The organism is Paenisporosarcina sp. P4_D4 (assembly GCF_056401835.1).
The window spans coordinates 54,601-74,841 of record NZ_JBFUIO010000009.1 but is presented as its reverse complement, the minus strand read 5'-3'; the positions used below and the strand labels follow the sequence as shown (position 1 = coordinate 74,841).

Annotated in this window: 20 protein-coding genes and 1 other annotated feature; of the genes, 1 reads left to right on the top strand and 19 read right to left on the bottom strand. The window is 42.1% G+C overall.

Features of this window, described 5'->3' with window-relative positions:
- Positions 1–131: 131 nt before the first annotated feature.
- Positions 132–392, top strand: a complete 261-nt coding sequence (locus AC1DSL_RS04650) for a hypothetical protein (RefSeq protein WP_477531337.1) — start codon at positions 132–134, stop codon at positions 390–392.
- 91 nt (positions 393–483) lie between these two features.
- Here the strand turns inward: AC1DSL_RS04650 and pyrE are convergent, their stop codons facing one another.
- From pyrE to AC1DSL_RS04555, 19 genes are all read right to left on the bottom strand, one after another.
- Positions 484–1,116 (bottom strand): orotate phosphoribosyltransferase, encoded by a 633-nt coding sequence (gene pyrE, locus AC1DSL_RS04645; RefSeq protein WP_477531336.1) that lies wholly within the window; start codon positions 1,114–1,116, stop codon positions 484–486.
- Positions 1,113–1,826: an orotidine-5'-phosphate decarboxylase gene (gene pyrF / locus AC1DSL_RS04640; RefSeq protein WP_477531335.1), complete on the bottom strand. Its 714-nt coding sequence runs from the start codon at positions 1,824–1,826 to the stop codon at positions 1,113–1,115. Before pyrF ends, pyrE begins: the two co-directional genes overlap by 4 nt.
- Positions 1,823–2,734 (bottom strand): dihydroorotate dehydrogenase, encoded by a 912-nt coding sequence (locus AC1DSL_RS04635; protein ID WP_477531334.1) that lies wholly within the window; start codon positions 2,732–2,734, stop codon positions 1,823–1,825. The genes pyrF and AC1DSL_RS04635 overlap by 4 nt, the downstream gene beginning before the upstream one ends.
- The gene (locus AC1DSL_RS04630) at positions 2,731–3,507 is read right to left on the bottom strand and encodes a dihydroorotate dehydrogenase electron transfer subunit (RefSeq protein WP_477531333.1); all 777 of its coding nucleotides are present in this window, start codon (positions 3,505–3,507) and stop codon (positions 2,731–2,733) included. Before AC1DSL_RS04630 ends, AC1DSL_RS04635 begins: the two co-directional genes overlap by 4 nt.
- Complete coding sequence (gene carB, locus AC1DSL_RS04625) at positions 3,504–6,701, bottom strand: carbamoyl-phosphate synthase large subunit (protein WP_342541830.1); 3,198 nt, start codon at positions 6,699–6,701, stop codon at positions 3,504–3,506. Before carB ends, AC1DSL_RS04630 begins: the two co-directional genes overlap by 4 nt.
- Positions 6,694–7,794 (bottom strand): carbamoyl phosphate synthase small subunit, encoded by a 1,101-nt coding sequence (locus AC1DSL_RS04620; protein WP_477531332.1) that lies wholly within the window; start codon positions 7,792–7,794, stop codon positions 6,694–6,696. The genes carB and AC1DSL_RS04620 overlap by 8 nt, the downstream gene beginning before the upstream one ends.
- Positions 7,794–9,071: a dihydroorotase gene (locus AC1DSL_RS04615; RefSeq protein WP_477531339.1), complete on the bottom strand. Its 1,278-nt coding sequence runs from the start codon at positions 9,069–9,071 to the stop codon at positions 7,794–7,796. Before AC1DSL_RS04615 ends, AC1DSL_RS04620 begins: the two co-directional genes overlap by 1 nt.
- A complete protein-coding gene (locus tag AC1DSL_RS04610; RefSeq protein ID WP_477531331.1) occupies positions 9,071–9,949 on the bottom strand; it encodes an aspartate carbamoyltransferase catalytic subunit in 879 nt (292 codons plus the stop codon). Before AC1DSL_RS04610 ends, AC1DSL_RS04615 begins: the two co-directional genes overlap by 1 nt.
- Before the next feature lie 139 nt (positions 9,950–10,088).
- A complete protein-coding gene (locus tag AC1DSL_RS04605) occupies positions 10,089–11,408 on the bottom strand; it encodes a solute carrier family 23 protein (RefSeq protein WP_477531330.1) in 1,320 nt (439 codons plus the stop codon).
- A 19-nt stretch (positions 11,409–11,427) separates the two neighbouring features.
- Positions 11,428–11,967 (bottom strand): bifunctional pyr operon transcriptional regulator/uracil phosphoribosyltransferase PyrR, encoded by a 540-nt coding sequence (gene pyrR / locus AC1DSL_RS04600; RefSeq protein ID WP_016427752.1) that lies wholly within the window; start codon positions 11,965–11,967, stop codon positions 11,428–11,430.
- A 290-nt stretch (positions 11,968–12,257) separates the two neighbouring features.
- Positions 12,258–13,184 carry an RluA family pseudouridine synthase gene (locus tag AC1DSL_RS04595; protein ID WP_477531329.1) on the bottom strand — a complete coding sequence of 309 codons (927 nt, stop codon included), beginning with the start codon at positions 13,182–13,184 and terminating at the stop codon, positions 12,258–12,260.
- Positions 13,185–13,670 carry a signal peptidase II gene (gene lspA / locus AC1DSL_RS04590; protein ID WP_477531328.1) on the bottom strand — a complete coding sequence of 162 codons (486 nt, stop codon included), beginning with the start codon at positions 13,668–13,670 and terminating at the stop codon, positions 13,185–13,187. It abuts the gene before it with no gap.
- Between the two features lie 142 nt (positions 13,671–13,812).
- Positions 13,813–16,575 (bottom strand): isoleucine--tRNA ligase, encoded by a 2,763-nt coding sequence (gene ileS, locus AC1DSL_RS04585; protein ID WP_477531327.1) that lies wholly within the window; start codon positions 16,573–16,575, stop codon positions 13,813–13,815.
- A gap of 84 nt (positions 16,576–16,659) precedes the next feature.
- Positions 16,660–16,883, bottom strand: a binding site (T-box leader).
- A gap of 121 nt (positions 16,884–17,004) precedes the next feature.
- Positions 17,005–17,514 (bottom strand): DivIVA domain-containing protein, encoded by a 510-nt coding sequence (locus tag AC1DSL_RS04580; RefSeq protein ID WP_016427756.1) that lies wholly within the window; start codon positions 17,512–17,514, stop codon positions 17,005–17,007.
- Between the two features lie 97 nt (positions 17,515–17,611).
- Entirely contained in the window at positions 17,612–18,400 is a 789-nt protein-coding gene (locus AC1DSL_RS04575; RefSeq protein ID WP_016427757.1) for a YlmH family RNA-binding protein, read from the bottom strand.
- Positions 18,401–18,454: 54 nt separating this feature from the next.
- Positions 18,455–18,715 carry a YggT family protein gene (locus AC1DSL_RS04570; protein ID WP_016427758.1) on the bottom strand — a complete coding sequence of 87 codons (261 nt, stop codon included), beginning with the start codon at positions 18,713–18,715 and terminating at the stop codon, positions 18,455–18,457.
- 20 nt (positions 18,716–18,735) lie between these two features.
- Positions 18,736–19,197 carry a cell division protein SepF gene (locus tag AC1DSL_RS04565; RefSeq protein ID WP_016427759.1) on the bottom strand — a complete coding sequence of 154 codons (462 nt, stop codon included), beginning with the start codon at positions 19,195–19,197 and terminating at the stop codon, positions 18,736–18,738.
- Positions 19,194–19,883 carry a YggS family pyridoxal phosphate-dependent enzyme gene (locus AC1DSL_RS04560; RefSeq protein ID WP_016427760.1) on the bottom strand — a complete coding sequence of 230 codons (690 nt, stop codon included), beginning with the start codon at positions 19,881–19,883 and terminating at the stop codon, positions 19,194–19,196. Before AC1DSL_RS04560 ends, AC1DSL_RS04565 begins: the two co-directional genes overlap by 4 nt.
- Positions 19,884–19,957: 74 nt before the next feature.
- Entirely contained in the window at positions 19,958–20,206 is a 249-nt protein-coding gene (locus AC1DSL_RS04555) for a YlmC/YmxH family sporulation protein (protein WP_016427761.1), read from the bottom strand.
- Between the last annotated feature and the right edge of the window lie 35 nt (positions 20,207–20,241).

The following is a 20,241-nucleotide window of genomic DNA, read 5'->3' as shown; positions in this document are numbered from 1 at the left end:
CCATTCTATAGTGTATGATAAGAACGGGAAATTGGAACCAGTGAAAGCGGGAAGTACTCATGTTTCTAACAATATTTTTTTATATAATGGCCCCCCTGCTTGCTATTAACTTTGCAATAGGAGGGATTCATATGATAAATGGGAAATTTGTTGAGGAAGTAGAACAAACTTTAGAGAAGAATAGTAAACTTCGTTTGCTCAATACAATTTTCATTTTCGGGTTTTTTGTCATTCTTCTCAAAATGATTTTCCCTCTGAAAGTGGCCAATGTTTTAATAAAAATTGTTTATTTTACTTTAGGGATCTTATTCGTCATATTAGCGTTATTAATGATGTATATAATCATTACTGATGGGAATTCAATTATTTCAGAAGTCAGAAAAGATATGTAAGATTAAAAATAGGATGCCTGTGTGCAACAAGTGCACTGGCATCCTATTTTTTGAGGGATTCATTTATATGTAACTGAAATTCAGTCCGTCTTTATAGCTTCCCGTATTTCAGTTTTTCGTGCCATTCCATCAGCTTAGGTTTGTCATCGTCAGCGATTTGCTTCGCAAGAGTTGCCTCTTCGATTAATGCATCAAAGTTTGTTAAGCTGACATATGGAATTCCTGCTTCTTCAAATAATTCGTCCGCTCGTTTTAAATGATAAGTAAAAATACACACCACACCCAGAACTTCGCAACCTTGCTGTTCCAGCGCACGAACGGCCTCGATGCTGCTACCACCTGTCGAGATCAAATCTTCAACGACAATCACTTTTTGGCCAGGTACAATTTTTCCTTCAATTTGATTGCCACGTCCATGCTCTTTTGCTTTTGAACGGACATAGACCATAGGCAAATTAAGGACATCACTTACCCACGCAGCGTGTGGAATGCCCGCTGTCGCCGTCCCAGCAACTACTTCTGTTTGCGGGAAAAACTCACGGATATTTGCCGCTAAAGCTTCTGCAATTTGTATACGTACAGTTGGACTCGACATGGTCAAACGGTTGTCACAATAAATCGGTGAAGATATTCCGGAAGTCCATGTAAATGTATCTTGAGGTCTTAATTCCACAGCACCTATCGACAATAATGCTCCTGCTATTTCATGTTGCTGACTTTTCATTGTAAAACCTCCCATTGTTGTTTCACCAAATGATATGTCTCTACTGGATTTACCGATTGAGTGATGGCTCTGCCTACTACAATCAAGGAAGAACCTTCTTTACATGCCACATCAGGTGTCGCGATACGGATTTGGTCATGTTCTGAACCATCCGTCAATCGTATTCCCGGTGTTACACGCAAGAAGTCTTCCCCGCAAACTCGTTTAATGTCTGCCGCTTCCAATACCGAACAAACGACTCCATCGAGACCTGCCTGTTTTGAAAGGCTTGCATAATGACGAACAGATTCCTGTAAAGTTAAATTGATTTTCTGTTCATTTATCATTTGCTGTTCGCTTGTTGAGGTCAATTGTGTAACCCCGATAAGTAATGGTCGTTGTTTTCCTGTTGCAGTTCCCGCTTCTAGTCCTTCTAATGCACTCTCCATCATTTGCAACCCACCTGCTGCATGGACGTTCACCATATCTGCACCAAGCTTAGCAAGTCCGCGCATGGCGGATTTGACTGTATTCGGAATATCGTGCAGTTTCAAATCCAGGAAAACGTCGTGTCCCATTCCTTTTAAGTCCGTTACGATCGATGGTCCTTCTTGTAAATAAAGTTCCATGCCAACTTTGACAAACAGTTTTTCATCAAACGGCTTCAAAAAGTGGATGACCTCATTTTTTGTTGAAAAATCAAGCGCTATTATAGGGTTTTGATTGTTCATCGGTGACTCCTCCCCACTAATTCTGAGATATGATTCAGACCTAACCAATCGAGTTTCTCAGGTAATTGATCAATGATCGTCGGACAAACAAATGGATCAACGAAGTTTGCTGTTCCTACAGCTACGGCACTTGCGCCTGCCGACATGAAATCAATGACATCGTCAACCGTCGCAACGCCCCCCATTCCAATGATTGGAATAGACACTTGTTTGGCAACTTCATAAACCATACGCAAAGCTACAGGTTTGACTGCAGGACCCGATAACCCTCCAGTCCCGTTGGCAATGACAGGTCTCCCTGTTCTTGTATCCAGTCGCATTCCAATGAGCGTATTAATCATCGTTATGCCATCAGCTCCACCAGCCTCAACTGCTCGAGCAATTTCACCTATATCGGTTACGTTCGGGGATAATTTCACATAAACCGGAACTTCCGAAACTTCTTTTACGGCGGCAGTCAGTTCTGCAGCAACCGACGGATCGGTTCCAAAAGTAATGCCTCCGCATTTTACGTTCGGACAAGAAATATTCAATTCCAAAGCATGGACATTTTTTGCTTTTGATATATGTTTCGCAACTTCCACATAGTCTTCCGTCAACGTACCGGCAACATTTGCAATGATCGGCACATCATATTGCTCCAGCCACTTCAGCTCTTCAGCAATCACTTTTTCCAGACCTGGATTTTGAAGTCCAATTGCATTCAGCATTCCGGATGAAGTTTCTGCAACACGTGGTGTAGGATTTCCTAAACGCGTCTCAAGTGTCGTTGCTTTGATCATAATCGCGCCAAGTTTTGATAAGTCATACAACCGAGCATATTCTTTGCCAAATCCGAAACACCCGGAAGCCGGCATAATTGGATTTTTCAATGATAATCCTGGTAATTCTATCGCTAATCGATTCATACGGACACCACCCCTGCAGGAAATACTGGACCATCCGAGCACACTTTTACATAGTCCACTTCTGTTTGATCAGTGGTTTTGCAGACACAAGCGAAACAAGCTCCAAGTCCGCAACCCATGCGTTCTTCAAACGATAGAAATCCTTTTCGATCCGGATACATATTCTGAATAGCCGCAAGCATTCCAGTTGGACCACACGTGAAGTATGATGAAAATTCGGGTTGTAATTCAGATAGCACCGTCGTGACAAATCCTTGTTGACCGTGTGATCCATCTACTGTGACAATATGCGTTTCACCAAGTTCTCGGAAGAAATCTTCGTAAAAGACAGCTTCTTTTGACTGGAAGCCAAGTACATGAATCGGTTTGACACCTTTATCAACAAGTCTTTTAGATAGTTCATATAAAGGAGGAACACCGATTCCCCCTCCAATCAACACAACTGTTTCACCGGGTGTTGCTTCCTCAACGGGAAAGCCGTTGCCAAGAGGACCCAAAATATCTATTTCTTCTCCAACCATTTTAAGCGCGAGCAATGAAGTTCCTCGGCCTTCAGCACGATAAATCATTGTGAACTCCAACACATCTCGGTCAATTGACGCAATGCTGATTGGTCTGCGGAGCAAAGGCTCATAGCTATCCGAAACACGGATGTGAACAAATTGACCCGGACTTGTCATGTCCTGTACAAGTTGGCCACTCACCGTCATTTCGAAAATATTTTGAGCGATTTCTTTATGTTTGACGATGCGCATGCGCTCTTGTTTAATCATCCAAAAACCCCCTGTGTCGGCATCTCCTCGGCTTGGAATGTCATCGATTCAATGACTCGTAACATCGCTTCTGCTGTGTCCAGCGATGTTAAGCAAGGAATTCCATTTTCTACAGACTCACGTCGAATTCGGAACCCATCACTCTCCGGCAATTTACCTTTTGTTAACGTGTTAATGACGAACTGGGCGTCTCCTTTTTGGATGTAATCCAGTAAAGTCGGACCTTCACTACCAATTTTATTAACTGTTGTAACAGGTATTCCCGCTTCTTTTAAGGCATTTGCCGTTCCTTCAGTAGCAAGAATTCTGTAACCGATCGACGTGAAGCGATTCGCAATCGATACTGCTTCTTCTTTATCCTTGTCGGCGATCGTCATCAATACTGAACCGTGATCTTTGATTTCCATTCCTGCAGCCACTAAGCCTTTATAAAGCGCTTTTTCAAGCGTGATATCTTTCCCCATGACTTCCCCGGTCGATTTCATTTCAGGTCCCAATGTAATATCCACTCGGCGCAGTTTCGCAAAGCTGAATACTGGTACTTTCACGAAAACACCTCTAGGTGAAGGCGCAAGTCCATTTGCAATTCCTTGAGAAGGGAGCGATTGTCCCAAAATTGCTTTTGTCGCAATCTTCGCCATTGGAATATTCGTAATCTTACTTAGGAAAGGAACCGTTCGGCTTGAACGTGGATTCACTTCAATCACATAAACTTCGCCTTTAGAGATAACATATTGGATATTCAGTAAACCAATGATGTTCAGGCCTTTTGCAAGTCGAGTCGTGTAATCCACGAGCGTATTCACTTGTTCGCACGTTAAATTCTGTGGTGGATAGACTGCAATCGAGTCACCCGAGTGAACACCCGCTCGTTCGATATGTTCCATAATTCCTGGAATGCATACATTTTCTCCGTCTGAGATGGCATCGACTTCAATTTCGGTACCAGTTAAATAACGGTCGACCAATACTGGATGTTCCGGACTTGCCTGAACTGCATGCTCCATGTAATGAGCAAGTTCTTCTTGATTGTAAACAATTTGCATAGCACGTCCGCCTAAGACGTATGAAGGACGAACTAGTACCGGATAGCCGATTTCATTGCCGATTGCCACTGCTTGTTCTGATGAAACAGCTGTCTTGCCCATTGGTTGTGGAATACCGATTTCATGCAGTGCACGTTCAAATTTATCGCGATTTTCTGCACGGTCCAGATCTTCCAAAGAAGTTCCCAGGATTTGAACACCACGTTCCTGCAGTTTATCCGCTAAGTTGATGGCTGTTTGTCCTCCGAACTGAACGACAACGCCTTTTGGTTGTTCCAGATCCACTATGTGCATGACATCTTCAATTGTTAAAGGTTCAAAATAAAGCTTGTCCGAGATGGAGAAATCCGTTGATACTGTTTCTGGGTTGCTATTGATAATGATGGCTTCATAACCTGCTTCTTTGATTGCCCATACAGAATGTACGGTTGCATAGTCAAACTCGACACCTTGACCGATTCGGATTGGTCCTGAACCAAGCACGATGACACTTTCTTTATCTGTCTTGATTGATTCATTTTCATCTTCGTATGTTCCGTAGAAATAAGGTGTTTCCGATTCAAATTCTGCCGCACATGTATCCACCATTTTAAAGACTGGAATCAAGTTCAGTTCTTTTCTCCAGTTGTAGATAGTCAATTCATCGCTATTCCATAATGCTGCTAGCGTTGCATCTGCAAACCCCATGCGCTTCGCCTTTTTCGCCACTTCGAAATCAAACGGATGGCTAGAAACCACTTCTTCGTACTTCACGATATTTTGAAATTTATTGAGGAAGAATAAATCGATTTGACTCCACTCATGTATGGTGTCAATCGTGACTCCTCGTCTTAAAGCTTCCCCGATGAAGAACAGTCGTTCATCACCTGCACGTCGGATACGTTTTTCAATCCATTCATCTGACATGGCATCCGCGTTTTTCAGATCTAAATGGAATTGACCTGTCTCAAGTGAACGCACGGCTTTCAGAATAGATTCCTCGAACGTTCTTCCCATCGCCATTACTTCTCCTGTTGCTTTCATTTGTGTTCCTAAATTTCGTTTAGCCGATTCGAATTTATCAAATGGCCAGCGCGGAATTTTAGTAACGACATAATCAAGCGCAGGCTCAAAGCATGCATAAGTTTTGCCGGTAACCGGATTCATCATTTCATCCAGTGTCAAACCGACAGCAATCTTAGCAGCCAGTTTGGCGATTGGGTAACCTGTCGCTTTTGAAGCCAGTGCAGACGAACGGCTTACCCTTGGATTCACTTCAATGATGTAGTAGTTGAAGCTGTATGGATCCAGTGCTAACTGAACATTACAGCCACCTTCGATTTTTAATGCGCGGATAATTTTAAGGGAGACATTGCGCAACATTTGATACTCACGGTCTGATAAAGTCTGACTTGGCGCAACGACGATGGAATCTCCTGTATGAATACCTACCGGGTCAACGTTTTCCATGTTACAGACTACGATGGCATTGTCATTGGAGTCTCTCATAACCTCGTATTCTACTTCTTTGAAGCCAGCGATTGATTTTTCAAGTAGACACTGAGTAACAGGACTGTATTTCAGACCACTCGTCACTGTTTCAAGAAGCTCTTCGTCGTTGTGGCATATTCCTCCACCAGTTCCCCCAAGCGTAAATGCAGGACGGACGATGACAGGGTAACCGATTCGTTTAACGAATGCCTCGGCTTCCTGCATGTTATGAATGATGTCACTTTCTGGAACGGGTTCGTTCAAGTCGTTCATCAGTGTACGGAATAAATCACGATCTTCCGCTTTATGAATAGCTTCCAATTTCGTGCCTAGTATTTCAATGTTCAACTCTTGCAGAATTCCTGATTCGTCCAATTCAATCGCCATGTTCAAGCCAGTTTGTCCACCTAAAGTAGGTAGAAGGGCATCTGGACGTTCTTTGCGTAAAATTCGACTTACGAAATCCAATGTAATCGGTTCGATATAGACTTTGTCCGCAATTTCAGTATCAGTCATGATAGTTGCTGGATTTGAGTTGATGAGAATGACACGATAGCCTTCTTCTTTTAAAGCTAGACAAGCTTGTGTTCCAGCATAGTCAAATTCAGCTGCTTGACCGATGACAATCGGACCGGATCCGATGACGAGAATGGTTTCTATATCTTTACGTTTAGGCATGTTTTTTTTCCCCTTTCACATTGGCGTTCATTAATTCGATGAATCGATCAAATAAGTGATTGGAATCTTCTGGTCCAGGTGATGCTTCAGGATGGTATTGCACTGTAAAAGCGGCAGCATCCAAATGTTTTAAGCCTTCCACTGTGCCGTCATTCAAGGCAGTGTGCGTAACTTTCAAACGCGTTTCTTTCAATGATTCAGGATCCACTGCATAGCCATGGTTTTGGGAAGTCATTTCCGTTTTGCCAGACTCCAAATCTTTTACTGGATGGTTTGCTCCACGGTGTCCAAATTTCAATTTGAATGTATCTCCGCCACTTGCAAGGGCAAAGAGTTGATGACCGAGGCAAATTCCGAATATCGGAATCTTCCCGATTAAATTCTGTATCATCGTGATTGCTTCTGGAACGTCTTTTGGATCTCCAGGGCCATTTGAAAGCATAATGCCGTCGGGATAAATTGCCATGATTTCTTCAGCAGTTGTGTTATACGGTACAACGACCACATCACAGTCCCGTTTGTTCAGTTCACGCAAAATCCCATGTTTCATTCCGAAATCGACGAGTACTACACGCTTACCTCGTCCAGGACTTGGATAAGGACGTTTCGTTGACACTTGTTTCACTTGATCGGTCGGGAATATCGTATTCTTTAATCGTGCGACTACTTCTTCCACTTGTACATCAGCACCCGCTTCACTGATATGGCCTTTTACCGAACCAAATTCACGAATAATTCGCGTCAGTTTACGTGTATCCACTCCTTCAATGCCGGGAATGTTTTTCACTACGAACAAGTCATTGAGTGTCGCATCGCTTCTGAAGTTGGATGGTGTGTTTGCCAGTTCACGGACAACCATTCCTTTGATTGCCGGTTCGATTGATTCAAAATCATCTCGATTTATTCCGTAATTGCCGATCAATGGATAAGTCATCGTAACAATTTGACCGCAGTAAGATGGGTCCGATAGAGTCTCCTGGTAGCCTGTCATACCCGTCGTGAAAACGACTTCTCCTTCACTGGCATTCAAACTTCCGAATGCAGTTCCATTAAACACATCTCCAGTTTCTAAAATGAGGCTTCTTTTCATCATTATTTCTCCTCCTGCCAAATTACATTACCTTCAAACATCGTCATAACCGGCCAACCGGTACATGTCCAATTTTGGAACGGTGTATTTTTTCCTTTTGACACAAATGTTGCAGTTTCAATATTTTGTTCTCTCGACAAGTCAATGAATACTAAGTCCGCTGATTCGCCCATATGCAGACGACCATAAGGCAGTCCGAAAACATCTGCCGGTTTTCTCGTCATCCATTCAACCAATTGAGCTAACGTCCATTTTCCACTTTTCACAAAATGGGTATACAGCAGCGGGAAAGCTGTTTCCAATCCGACGATTCCAAATGGTGCTTGTTCCATGCCGTTGCCTTTTTCCTGTTCTGTATGAGGGGCATGATCTGTGGCGATAAAATCAAGTGTCCCATCTTCCAATCCTTCGATTAAAGCTTGCAAATCTTCTTTAGCTCGCAGTGGTGGATTCATTTTCCAGTTCCCATCGTTTCCTGGAATGTCGTCTTCACATAATAGTAGGTGGTGTGGACTGACTTCAGCAGTTACTCGAACCCCAGCCTTTTTGGCATCTCTGATTACTCGGACAGATTCTTTCGTACTTACGTGGCAAACATGATAGTGTGCCCCTGCTGCTTCAGCTAGTAAAATATCTCTCGCAATATGCACAGATTCCGCGATGGATGGAATCCCTTTAAGACCCAATTCTTTATTTTTCGTCCCTTCGTGCATGACGCCTGAGTAAATCAATGTATTGTCTTCGCAATGGGCAACAATCGGCATATTCAGCTTCGCTGCGTCCTTCATTGCTTCAAACATCATGCCAGCCTGTTGTACACCTACTCCATCATCCGTAAAAGCAAATGCACCATGTTCTTTCAAGGCAGCCAGATCTGTTCGTTCTTTCCCGGCTTCTCGAATCGTAATCGAGGCATAAGGCAGTACACGAATCACTGCATTCTCCTCAATCAGACGGTTGACATGACTTAGATTTTCTACCGTATCCGGTACTGGTCTAGTATTTGGCATTGCGCAAATGGTAGTGTAACCGCCTTTTGCCGCGGCATGTGTACCCGTTTGAATCGTTTCTTTTTGCTCGCCACCCGGCTCGCGTAAGTGGACATGGACATCGATGAATCCTGCAGAAACGAAATGTCCTTTGCCATCTATGATTTCATCCGCTTCTGGTGTTGCTTTTGGATTCACTTCTATAATGCGTCCATTGTCGATCAGGATGGATCCCTCCATCAATTCGTTATTGTCATTGAGCAATTTAATGTTTTCTATGAATTTTTTCATCATGATCTCCCCTTCAAAACGGATTCCAGTATGGCCATGCGTATGAACACACCGTTATGCATTTGTTTAAATATGCGTGATTTTTCACTTTCCACTAGCTCGTCTGCTATTTCCACATCCCGGTTAATTGGAGCAGGATGCATGATGATGGCCGTCGGCTTCAATTTTTCATAACGTGATTGAGTCAAACCATATGTTTGATGATATCTTTCCTTTGAAAAATCAGACTGGGTATCGTGCCGCTCATGTTGCACTCGTAAAAGCATCACTACATCCGCACTCGGCAGTATGTTGTCCCATGTGTTTGCTGCATCGAAGTTGCCTTGCCATTCAGGGGGACAAAGGAACGTGACATGAGCACCTAATCTTGTCAGCGCTTCCGCATTCGATTTGGCTACCCGACTATGTCCAATATCCCCAACGATTGCTATTTGTAGCCCTTCAAACTTTCCAAACTCTTGTTGTATGGTAAAAAGATCAAGCAAACATTGAGTAGGGTGCTGACCCGAGCCATCTCCACCATTGATGATCGCTACGTTGACTCCATCTAGTAGCCCTTCATAGAAACCATCTTGTTCATGCCTTATGACCACTGCATCCACACCGATTGCTTCTAATGTTTTTACTGTGTCGTATAAAGTTTCACCTTTTAGCGTGCTCGATGTTCCTGCTTCGAATGGAAGTACGTTCAGTCCAAGTTTCCGCTCTGCCATCTCAAAACTCATTTTTGTTCGTGTACTCGGTTCAAAAAATAAATTCGCTACTGTGTATTGTTTAGTCCAATCAGCGGAAACTTGCTGTTGAAATTGTGATGCACGACTTAATATCGTTTGTATGTCTGTATTGTTTAGGTCTTTCATGCTTAATAGATGCTTCACTTTTATAGCCTCCCGTATTTCTTAAAGAAAACCTCTCAACAAGTGTTGAGAGGCTGTAGGGGTACCTTCAAGCAAAGATCCATGTTGTCACGGAGCTCTACCAGTTGGTTTCCCTTTTCCTGCCTCTCTGGACTAGGTATTAAAAGGATGTTGTATTTGATTTATCTTCCAATGAATCGATGGCTTCTTGCGGTTTACCTGGTAGCACTAAGTTTAGTAGAACACCCACCAAGGCAGCCAATGCCATTCCACCGACTTCAAACGTTTCGGTGAAGTGTAATTTCGCTCCTCCAATCCCGATTACCAGGATGATGGATGAAATGACCAAGTTACGCTTGTCTCCAAAATCAATCTTGTTATCAACCAACATACGCAGACCTGAGGACGCAATAATCCCGAAGAGCAAAATCGAAATTCCGCCAAGCACTGGAGTTGGAATCGTTGCAATGAGTGCCATGACTTTGCCGAAGAATGAAAAGACGATAGCAAGAATAGCCGCTCCCCCAATGACATACACGCTGTATACTCGGGTAATCGCTAGCACTCCGATGTTTTCACCGTAGGTTGTTTTCGGAGGTCCTCCCAACAGACCGCTGATGAAAGTACCAAGACCGTCACCGAGCAATGAACGATGAAGTCCTGGCTCTTTTATGTAATTGCGGTTTACGATTTTCCCTAAAACCAATTGATGACCGATATGTTCTGAAATGGTCACAATCGCGATTGGTACCATCAACCAAAGCAATGTCGGTGTGATGATAAATTCATAGTGTACTCCGGGAATCAGGAATTCAGGAGCTGACAACCAGTTTGCTTTTGTTACTGGTTCGAAGTTGACAATACCGATAATCAAGGAGTACACGTATCCAACGATGATTCCGATTAGAACCGGCATTAAGCTGATGATTCCTCTGAAGAACAATGTCGCGACAACGGCTGCAGCCAATGTCACCAAAGCAGCAGAGAAGTGCAACATGCTGTATTCTTTTATTCCGTCCAAATCCGGATCGATGTTCATCGCCATATCGATGGCAACAGGAGATAATGCCAAGCCGATAACTATGATCACGGGCGCAACCACGATTGGCGGTAAAATTTTCATAATCCATTTATAGCCTGTTTTCCAAATTATCAAAGACACGATAAAGTAGACGATTGCGACGAATAGACTGCCAACCATGGCACTTCCGATTCCACCTTCCTTTGTAGCCATTTGAATCGGTAAGATGAAGGCAAATGAAGAACCTAGATAAGCTGGAACTTGAAATTTCGTTACAAACATAAAGATCAGTGTCGCAATACCGCTAGTCAATAACGCAATCGCTGGACTTAGACCAACCAATTGTGGAACCAGTATTGTCGCCCCAAACATGGCGAACATATGTTGGATACTTAGTGTTGTCAACTTACCTGCTGAAGGCCTATCATGTATGTCCAAAATTGTTTGTGTGTTTGCCATCCCATTCTCCTCCAATCATCTATTCGTAAATTGTTACACTGTCTTCATGATCTGTTTCCTGCAAACGGACCACGATTCTTTCCAAGCTTGCCGTCGGGATATTTTTCCCGACATAGTCTGCGCGTACTGGCAATTCCCGATGACCCCGATCGATTAAGACTGCCAATTGAATTTGTGATGGTCTTCCCAAATCCATGACCGCATCCATTGCGGCTCTTACTGTTCGGCCAGTATACAATACGTCATCAACCAAAATCACTTTCTGGTTGGTCACAACATGTTGAATATCCACTTGTTGAACGAGTGGCTCTTTGTTTTCAGTTTTCATGGATAGGTCGTCTCTATATAAGGTAATATCCAGCTCGCCTGCTTTGATTGACTTTCCTTCAATTTTTTCAATTTTGGCAGCTAGCCGATTCGCCAAATAAGCGCCTCTAGTTTTGATGCCGACGAGAATGCAATTCTCTATTCCTTTGTTGCGTTCAATAATTTCATGAGCAATCCGTGTCAATGCACGGTTAATTGCTTGTTCATCCAAAATATTCGCTTTTTCAACCATTGCAGATTCTCCTTTAATTAGAAAAGCGTAAAGCGTCATTCTCGGGCTGCCGCTTGTAGCTAGTCATTATTTTTCGCAAAATAAAAACCCTCTCGTCCGAAAATGGATGAGAGGGTGTGAATGCAGAAAATTAGGCGTATAGTAACACACAGCATGTGTTTTTATACGTTCACTGTTACCTTCTCAGCCTCTCTGGACTGTTTTTAAAGGTGTTCTATTAAATTTTGTATTGTTTAGGAATTTCGAGTATGAGCTTTGAATTGCGCTCTACACTTTTTATAAGTATAGATTTACTTTTCTTTGCTGTCAACATCTGATTTCATTTCTTCTAGCAAAGCCTGGAACTCTACAGGCAACGGCGCTTCAAATTCCAAGTACTCTTCCGTACGAGGATGAATGAAACCTAGAACCCCGGCATGCAACGCTTGACCGTCAAAATCAATCGTTTTTTTCGGTCCATACTTAGGGTCACCTGCAAGCGGGAAACCAATGTATTTCATATGCACACGAATCTGATGTGTACGGCCTGTTTCCAGACGGCACTCAACCAAAGTGAAGTTGCCAAAGCGTTCCAAAACACGGAAATGCGTTACGGCATGTTTACCTTTATCAATGACAGCCATGCTTTGACGATCACGTGCATCACGTCCGATTGGTGCATCAACAGTTCCTTTGTCATGTGGAATATGCCCATGGACTAAAGCTGTATATTTTCGAGTAACTGTCTTTTTCACCAATTGATCTACTAATGATTCATGCGCTTTATCATTTTTTGCAACCATTAATAAGCCTGAAGTATCTTTATCGATACGGTGTACAATTCCTGGACGCATAACACCATTAATACCTGACAAATCCTTCACTTGATGCATCAAACCATTTACAAGTGTTCCTGAAGTATGGCCAGGAGCAGGATGTACGACCATGCCGCGTGGTTTATTCACCACTAAAACATCTTCATCTTCATAAACGATTTCAAGGTTTAAGTCTTCTGCTTCGATATCCAGAATTTCTGCATCCGGTACAGTAACATTAATAACATCATTTGGTTTTACTTTGTAATTCGATTTTGCTGATTCGCCGTTGACCAGAACCGCTCCATCTTTCAGCCAAATTTGAATTTGACTGCGAGACCAATCCGCTTCAAGTGTTGCCAATGCTTTATCGATTCGTTCACCTTTTTGTTGTTCTGAAATCTTATACGTAAAATCTTCCATCTATTCACCTTTTCTCTTTGCAGCTTTTTCTGCTTTTTCTTCAAAATACAATACGACGATGAGCATAATCACGCCGATGGTTAATGCTGCATCAGCAACGTTAAAAATCGGGAATTCATAATTAATGACCGGGATAAGAACGTCAGCAAAATCCACTACTTCACCACGGAACACACGATCAATAAAATTCCCAAGAGTACCACCCAGTAAAACCATCAAACTTAATTGAAAGTATGGCTTTCCTTTTGCTTCTTTATGAAAGTAATACAAAATACCAATGACCACGACGATGGTGACGATTGTAAATAGCCACATCTGCCCTTCCAACATTCCCCACGCCGCTCCACGATTGCGATGGGAAAGTAAAGCAAATGTAGGGTCCATTAAGACAATTCGTTCACCTAGCTCCATATTTTTTACAACTAACCATTTTGTCCATTGATCAATCGCCACAACGGCAATTGCTACTAAATAAAAAATGTACACGTATGTTCCTCCGTTACGCAAGTATCTTAGCTAGTTTAACACATAACATGAACAGACAGAAAGAGCTGCCCGAAAAGGGCAGCTCTYTCAAATGGAGGATTACTTTGTCCGGCTATGTTCGAAAGCCAGCTCCTCCTATATTTTATACGTAATATTTTTCTACTACATCTGCACATCGTGGACATAATGTTGGATGTTTTTCGTTTTCTCCCACCTTGGAAGAAATCGTCCAGCATCGTTCACATTTTTCACCTTGTGCTTTAGTAACGACAACAGAAGAAACTTCAAGGTTTAAAGCATCCGCTGGTGCATCTTCTTTTGAACCTGCAAGTGTAAAGTCCGACACGATAAAGAATTGTGCAAAGTCCACTTTGCTTGCATCAAATGCTTCCACTAATTCTTTTTTCACATAAAGCGTAACTTTTGCTTCAAGTGACTTACCGATAACTTTCGCATTACGCGCTCCTTCCAAAGCTTTCAATACATCGTCACGTACCAGCATCAATTGTTGATACTTCGTACGTAAACCTGCAAATGAATCATGAGTTGTCGCTTCAGGGAAGTCAGTCAGTTGTACACTTTCTTCTGTTTCTTGTGTCATGAAGACCCATAGCTCATCCGTCGTATGCGGTAAAATTGGTGTTGTCACTTTCAACAATGCGATCAAAGTATCGTACATGACAGTTTGCATCGCACGACGATGTGAATTGTCTTCACCTTCGATATAAACAACATCTTTTGCAATATCCAAGTAGAATGAGCTCAAATCAGACGATACAAAATTGTTTACAGCATGGTAAACGCTTGGGAAGTCATACTTGTCATAAGCTTTGCGAACAGTTTCGATCAAATCTTGCAGTTTCATGAACATGTATTGATCTACTTCACGTAAATCTTCATAAGCAACGCGATCGGTCTGTGGATTGAAGTCCGATACATTCCCATGAAGGAAACGGAAGGTATTACGGATTTTACGGTAAACTTCAGCAACTTGCTTGAAATTCGAGTCCGTTACGCGAACGTCCGCAGTGTAATCGACAGATGCTACCCATAGACGAAGAATGTCAGCACCTAGTTGATTCATGACTTTAGCAGGGTCGATTACGTTTCCGATCGACTTACTCATCTTGCGCCCTTCTCCATCAAGTGTGAAACCATGACTCAATAATCCTTTGTACGGAGCGTGGCCGCTGATGGCAACACTTGTCGTTAACGAGGAATTAAACCATCCACGATATTGATCCGATCCCTCCAAATATAAGTCAGCAGGATACGAAAGATCTTCACGCTCATCAAGTACAGCTTGGTGAGAAGATCCTGAATCAAACCAAACATCCATAATATCCGTTTCTTTTGTGAAGCGGCCGTTTGGACTATTTGGGTGTGTGAATCCTTCTGGAAGCAAGTCTTTCGCTTCACGTTCGAACCACACCGTTGAACCGTGTTCACGGAACATTTTTGAAACATGGGCAATCGTTTCTTCTGTTAAAATTGGTTCTCCATCTTCCGCATAGAAGACAGGGATTGGAACACCCCATACACGTTGTCGTGAGATACACCAGTCTCCACGGTCACGGACCATGTTGAAGAGACGAGTCTCACCCCATGCTGGAGTGAATGATGTATCCTTAATTGCTTTTAATAATTGGTCGCGGAATGCTTCAACTGAAGCAAACCACTGAGCTGTTGCACGGAAAATAACCGGCTTTTTAGTGCGCCAGTCATGAGGTGCCGAGTGTGTAAAGAATGTAAGTTTTTCTAATGCACCAGCAGCATCCAAAGCTTCTGTGATAACTTTATTGGCTTTATCATAGAATAACCCTTCGAAGCCAGGTGCTTCAGCAGTCAATACGCCACGGTCATCGATCGGTGAAAGTACTTCAAGTCCATACGCTTTACCAACTTGGAAGTCTTCTTCCCCGTGTCCAGGAGCTGTATGAACACATCCAGTACCGCCCTCGTCCGTTACATGGTCCCCGAGCATTACAAGCGAATCACGATCATATAAAGGGTGTTTGGCTACCATGCGATCCATTTGTTCACCTTTTAACGTCTGAACAATCTCATAAGAATCCCATTCAAGCGCAGTTACCACAGTCTCCAGTAATGCTTTTGCTACAAGGTAGCGCGTTGATGCAACTTCCACAATTACATAGTCGAATTCCGGATTGACTGAAATTCCAAGATTAGCTGGAATTGTCCAAGGTGTAGTCGTCCAAATAATAATTTTAGTACCTTCAGCAACTACGCCTTTACCATCTGTCACTTCAAAACTTACGTAGATAGAAGGAGATTTTTTGTTCTGGTATTCGATTTCAGCTTCTGCTAAAGCAGATTCACTTGATGGAGACCAATAAACTGGTTTTAAACCTTTATAGATATAGCCTTTACGTGCCATTTCACCGAACACTTCAATTTGACGGGATTCATACGCTGGTTTCAATGTCACATATGGATTTTCCCAATCACCTTGCACACCAAGACGTTTAAATTGTTCACGTTGACGGTCAATTTGTTCATAAGCATATGTTTCACACAAGTTCCGGAATTCTGCTACAGTCATTTCTTTGCGATTGACACCTTTATTCGTTAAAGCTTGCTCAATCGGAAGACCGTGCGTATCCCAACCAGGAACATACGGTGCATAATAACCAGTCATAGATTTGTGTCGTACAATCATGTCTTTAAGCACTTTGTTCATAGCATGACCCATGTGAATATCGCCGTTCGCATATGGAGGACCGTCATGTAAAATGAAACTCGGGCGGTCTTTGGTACGCTCCAGTACTTTTTCATAAAGTTTCATTTCATTCCATTTTTCTTGCATCGCCGGTTCACGTGTAGGTAAACCACCGCGCATTGGGAACTCAGTTTTTGGCATCAATAACGTATTTTTATATTCCAATTAAAAAACCTCCTTTTAATGTGACAAGCGCAATGCTTGCAGGGACAATCAACTTAAACTAAACAAAAAAACTCCTCATCCCAATGAAGGGACGAGAAGTTATAACTCGCGGTACCACCCTAATTGCAACATGAAGAAGTTGCCAGCTTAGATCACGTTAACGGTGTGAATCCGAAATCACTTACAAAATCAAGTTCAGCGATTTTACTCAAGAGTGATTTTCATTTGATTGCCGCCTGTCCGGGCTTCCACCATCCCCGGATCGCTTTTCTGTGCTTTCAAACTACTGTCTCTTTCAGCGTATTAATATAAAATAATGTGTATAGTTTCACTATGTCTAGCTACAAACGCCTGCTATATAGACGTTCTTCGCTTTTCTTATAATATGTAGATATTATAGGGAATGATTCCATAATCGTCAAGCTGTGCTTAGTCTTCTTTTGAATCCATTCTTTCCAGCTGAGTTGTGTCCACTTCATATTGCATCAAGTGATCCCAATCATCAGTGTTAATTAAATCAAGTTGTGCTTCCACCAACATTTTGAAACGATTACGGAAAACTTTTGATTGCTTTTTCAAATCTTCGATCTCGAGKGCAATGCGGCGAGCTTTCGTCAACGCTTCATTTACGATACGGTCCGCATTTTTCTCAGCTTCTTTAACAATTAACTTTGCTTCTTTTTGAGAGTTTCGACGTACTTCTTCTGCAGCTTCTTGTGCAACCACGATTGACTTCTGAAGTGTCATTTCAATAGTTGTGAAATGGCCAACTCGCTCACTTGACGACTTCAATTTCTCTTCCAATTCTTTTTTATCTTTGATTAGAAGTTCGAAATCTTTAATCACTTGGTCCAAAAATTCGTTGACTTCATCTTCATTATAGCCTCGGAACCCCCGACCAAACTCTTTGTTATGAATATCTAGTGGTGATAGCGGCATTTCAAAAATCTCCCCTTTACTTACTGCATCATTTCCCACTATTATACCGTTCATTGTGGTTGATGACATCAATAATTCGAATTTTCTTGAATATATTTCACGAATTTTGTTCGATTCGCCCTATTTGTAGTCGTATTTTGTCTTTCTTTGTACGTCCTTCAATCATGCCAATCCGAATTCTCCCATAGCCCCTAATAGATAGCAAATCGGATTCATGCAGTTCGAATGATGGTTGTTCGCGAACAGTCCAGTTCACTTTCACTTTTCCGCCATGAACCAACAGCGATGCTTTCTGTCTGGAAACATTAAATAGAGAAGCGATGATGGTATCAATTCGCATTGAGCTTACCGTATGCGTTTCCTCCACCCAAACATCCTGGTTTTCTAGATAGGAATGATCAGGTTGCAGTTCTTCAACATGAACTTTGGCTTTGCCAATGGAGGTAAGATGCATCCGCACAAAATCTGCAACTTCCGAAGCTACCGCAAATTCAATTCGATTGTCGTCAACGCGAATATCTCCGAATTTTGATCGATCCAATCCTAATGACATAAGGGAGCCTAAAACATCGGGGTGCTCAATGTTGATGAATTTCGAAGGGTATTTAATCGAAAACATTGTGATGTCATAGTCATCATCAGTCGCAGCGAAATATGAAGGGGAAATAAGCATACGTTTTCTTTCAGCTTCCGGAAATTCACCAAAAGCCGTCGTTAACACATCTCCATTCTGACCGATAAGGGCATGTACGATAAATTGCTGTCTTGGATCTAAAAAATCAGTCAACTTTGGCGCATAGCGATCCTGTGTCTCCCTAAGCCATCCGCTGACTTGTTCGATAAATGATTGTTCGTCTTTACGGAAATGTTGCAAAACTTGTTCCATCTTTGCTCTTCCTTTCAATGGTCAAAAAAAGCCCCACGAAAGTGAGGCAATCTGTTAGACAAGTCCACTTAAAGTTGCCAATCCTCCACGTGCGAGGTTTAAAACAAGTATAGCCACAATTGGCGATACATCAATCATTCCAAAAGGTGGGATAAAGCGTCTGAACACTTCTAAGTACGGTTCGCATATTTTTTCAAACATCCGACCGATACTCGATTCTTTCACACTTGGTACCCAAGACATGAAAATATAGATGATCAGTAAAATTGAATACACATAAATTGCTTCATTAAGTATATAAATTACAAAATCCATAAGTACTAATTACACCTCAATTATTGTATGTCATCATAAAAGTAGTCGGAAATGGCTCCAGCCACTTCAACGGTATCGGGTGCACACAAGAAAATATCGGTGCCAATTCGCTGAATATCTCCGCCTAAAGCATACACGGTTCCACTTAAAAAATCCACAATCCGAATTCCCTGATCTTTATCGATACGTTGTAAATTGACCACAACTGCACGTTTGTTTTTCAAATGCTCCGAAATATCTTGTGCTTCAGCATACACCCGTGGTTCCACCAAGATTACTTTTGAAGATTTTTGTAAGTTTTGGAGGCTCACAATGTTTGGCGTTGTATTTGACTCTGCTTGCACAACTCTTCTTTCCTTTGTCGTTTTGCGAACAGTCGGTTGAGGCATTGGCTGAGACTCTTTTCTGCGTTCATTCGTTGTTGGAATTTCTTCTTCTTCATCTAAGTAAAAAAAGTTTTTGAATTTATTTTTCATACTCATGTAAGATCCTCACTTTCATCTCCGACTAGTGCTGTACCGATTCGGACGTATGTGGCGCCTTCTTCTATTGCGATTTCAAAATCATTCGACATACCCATAGATAATTCTGTACAAGGTGCATGTACATAGCCTTTGCTGGCTATATTCATTTGCATGTCCTTGAGAGATTTAAAGACATTGCGAATCACTTGTTCATCAGACGTATTTGGTGCCATAGTCATTAATCCAATGATGCGTATTTGATGATGGTCACTTAAAGATTCAATGAATGAATGAACATCCCTCAATTCAATTCCATGCTTAGCTTGTTCACCGGAAACATTGACCTGAACAAAGCAATCAATCTTTTGGGTTACCCTTTTTTGAATTTCGTCAGCTAGGCTCATTCGATCCAATGAGTGCAAAACCTGAACATTGTTTATGACTTGCTTAACTTTGCGTGTTTGTAATGAACCGATATAATGCCAGATTGCGGGCGTGTCAATTTCAGCTTGTTTTGCCAGCAAACCCTCCGGACGATTTTCTCCAAGATGATTAAGTCCTGCATATAGGGCTTCCTGCGTTCTCTCTACAGTAACAGATTTAGTGACTGCTATAATATGAACATCGTTGATAGAACGATTGGCACGGGCACATGCCTGACTGATTTGCTGTTGTATTTGTTGAAGTTTACGCTGTATTGGCATTTTTAGAAGTTCCTAACTTTTTGATATGGGTATTGTCTATATATTGTACCAATCAAGCGTTGAATATTCAATGCTTATCCCTGTTCAGAACCTCTGGACTGAACGATGACAACATCTTTACCAATGACTTTAATATCTGATAATCTGATAACAATTGTTGGACGATTGCCTGAAAACAATTCTAGCATCTTTTTCGGTTCTGCCAGGAAAAAAGATTCAATCGTTCCATTTTCTTTTGAAATTCTGGCGTCATTAACGAAGCCGAGCATGCGGCCATCACTTGCCTCAATAAATTCCTTCTGTTGGATATCAGTAAATTTCAACGGTCATTCCCCCTTTCTACAGTTTATGTTCATAA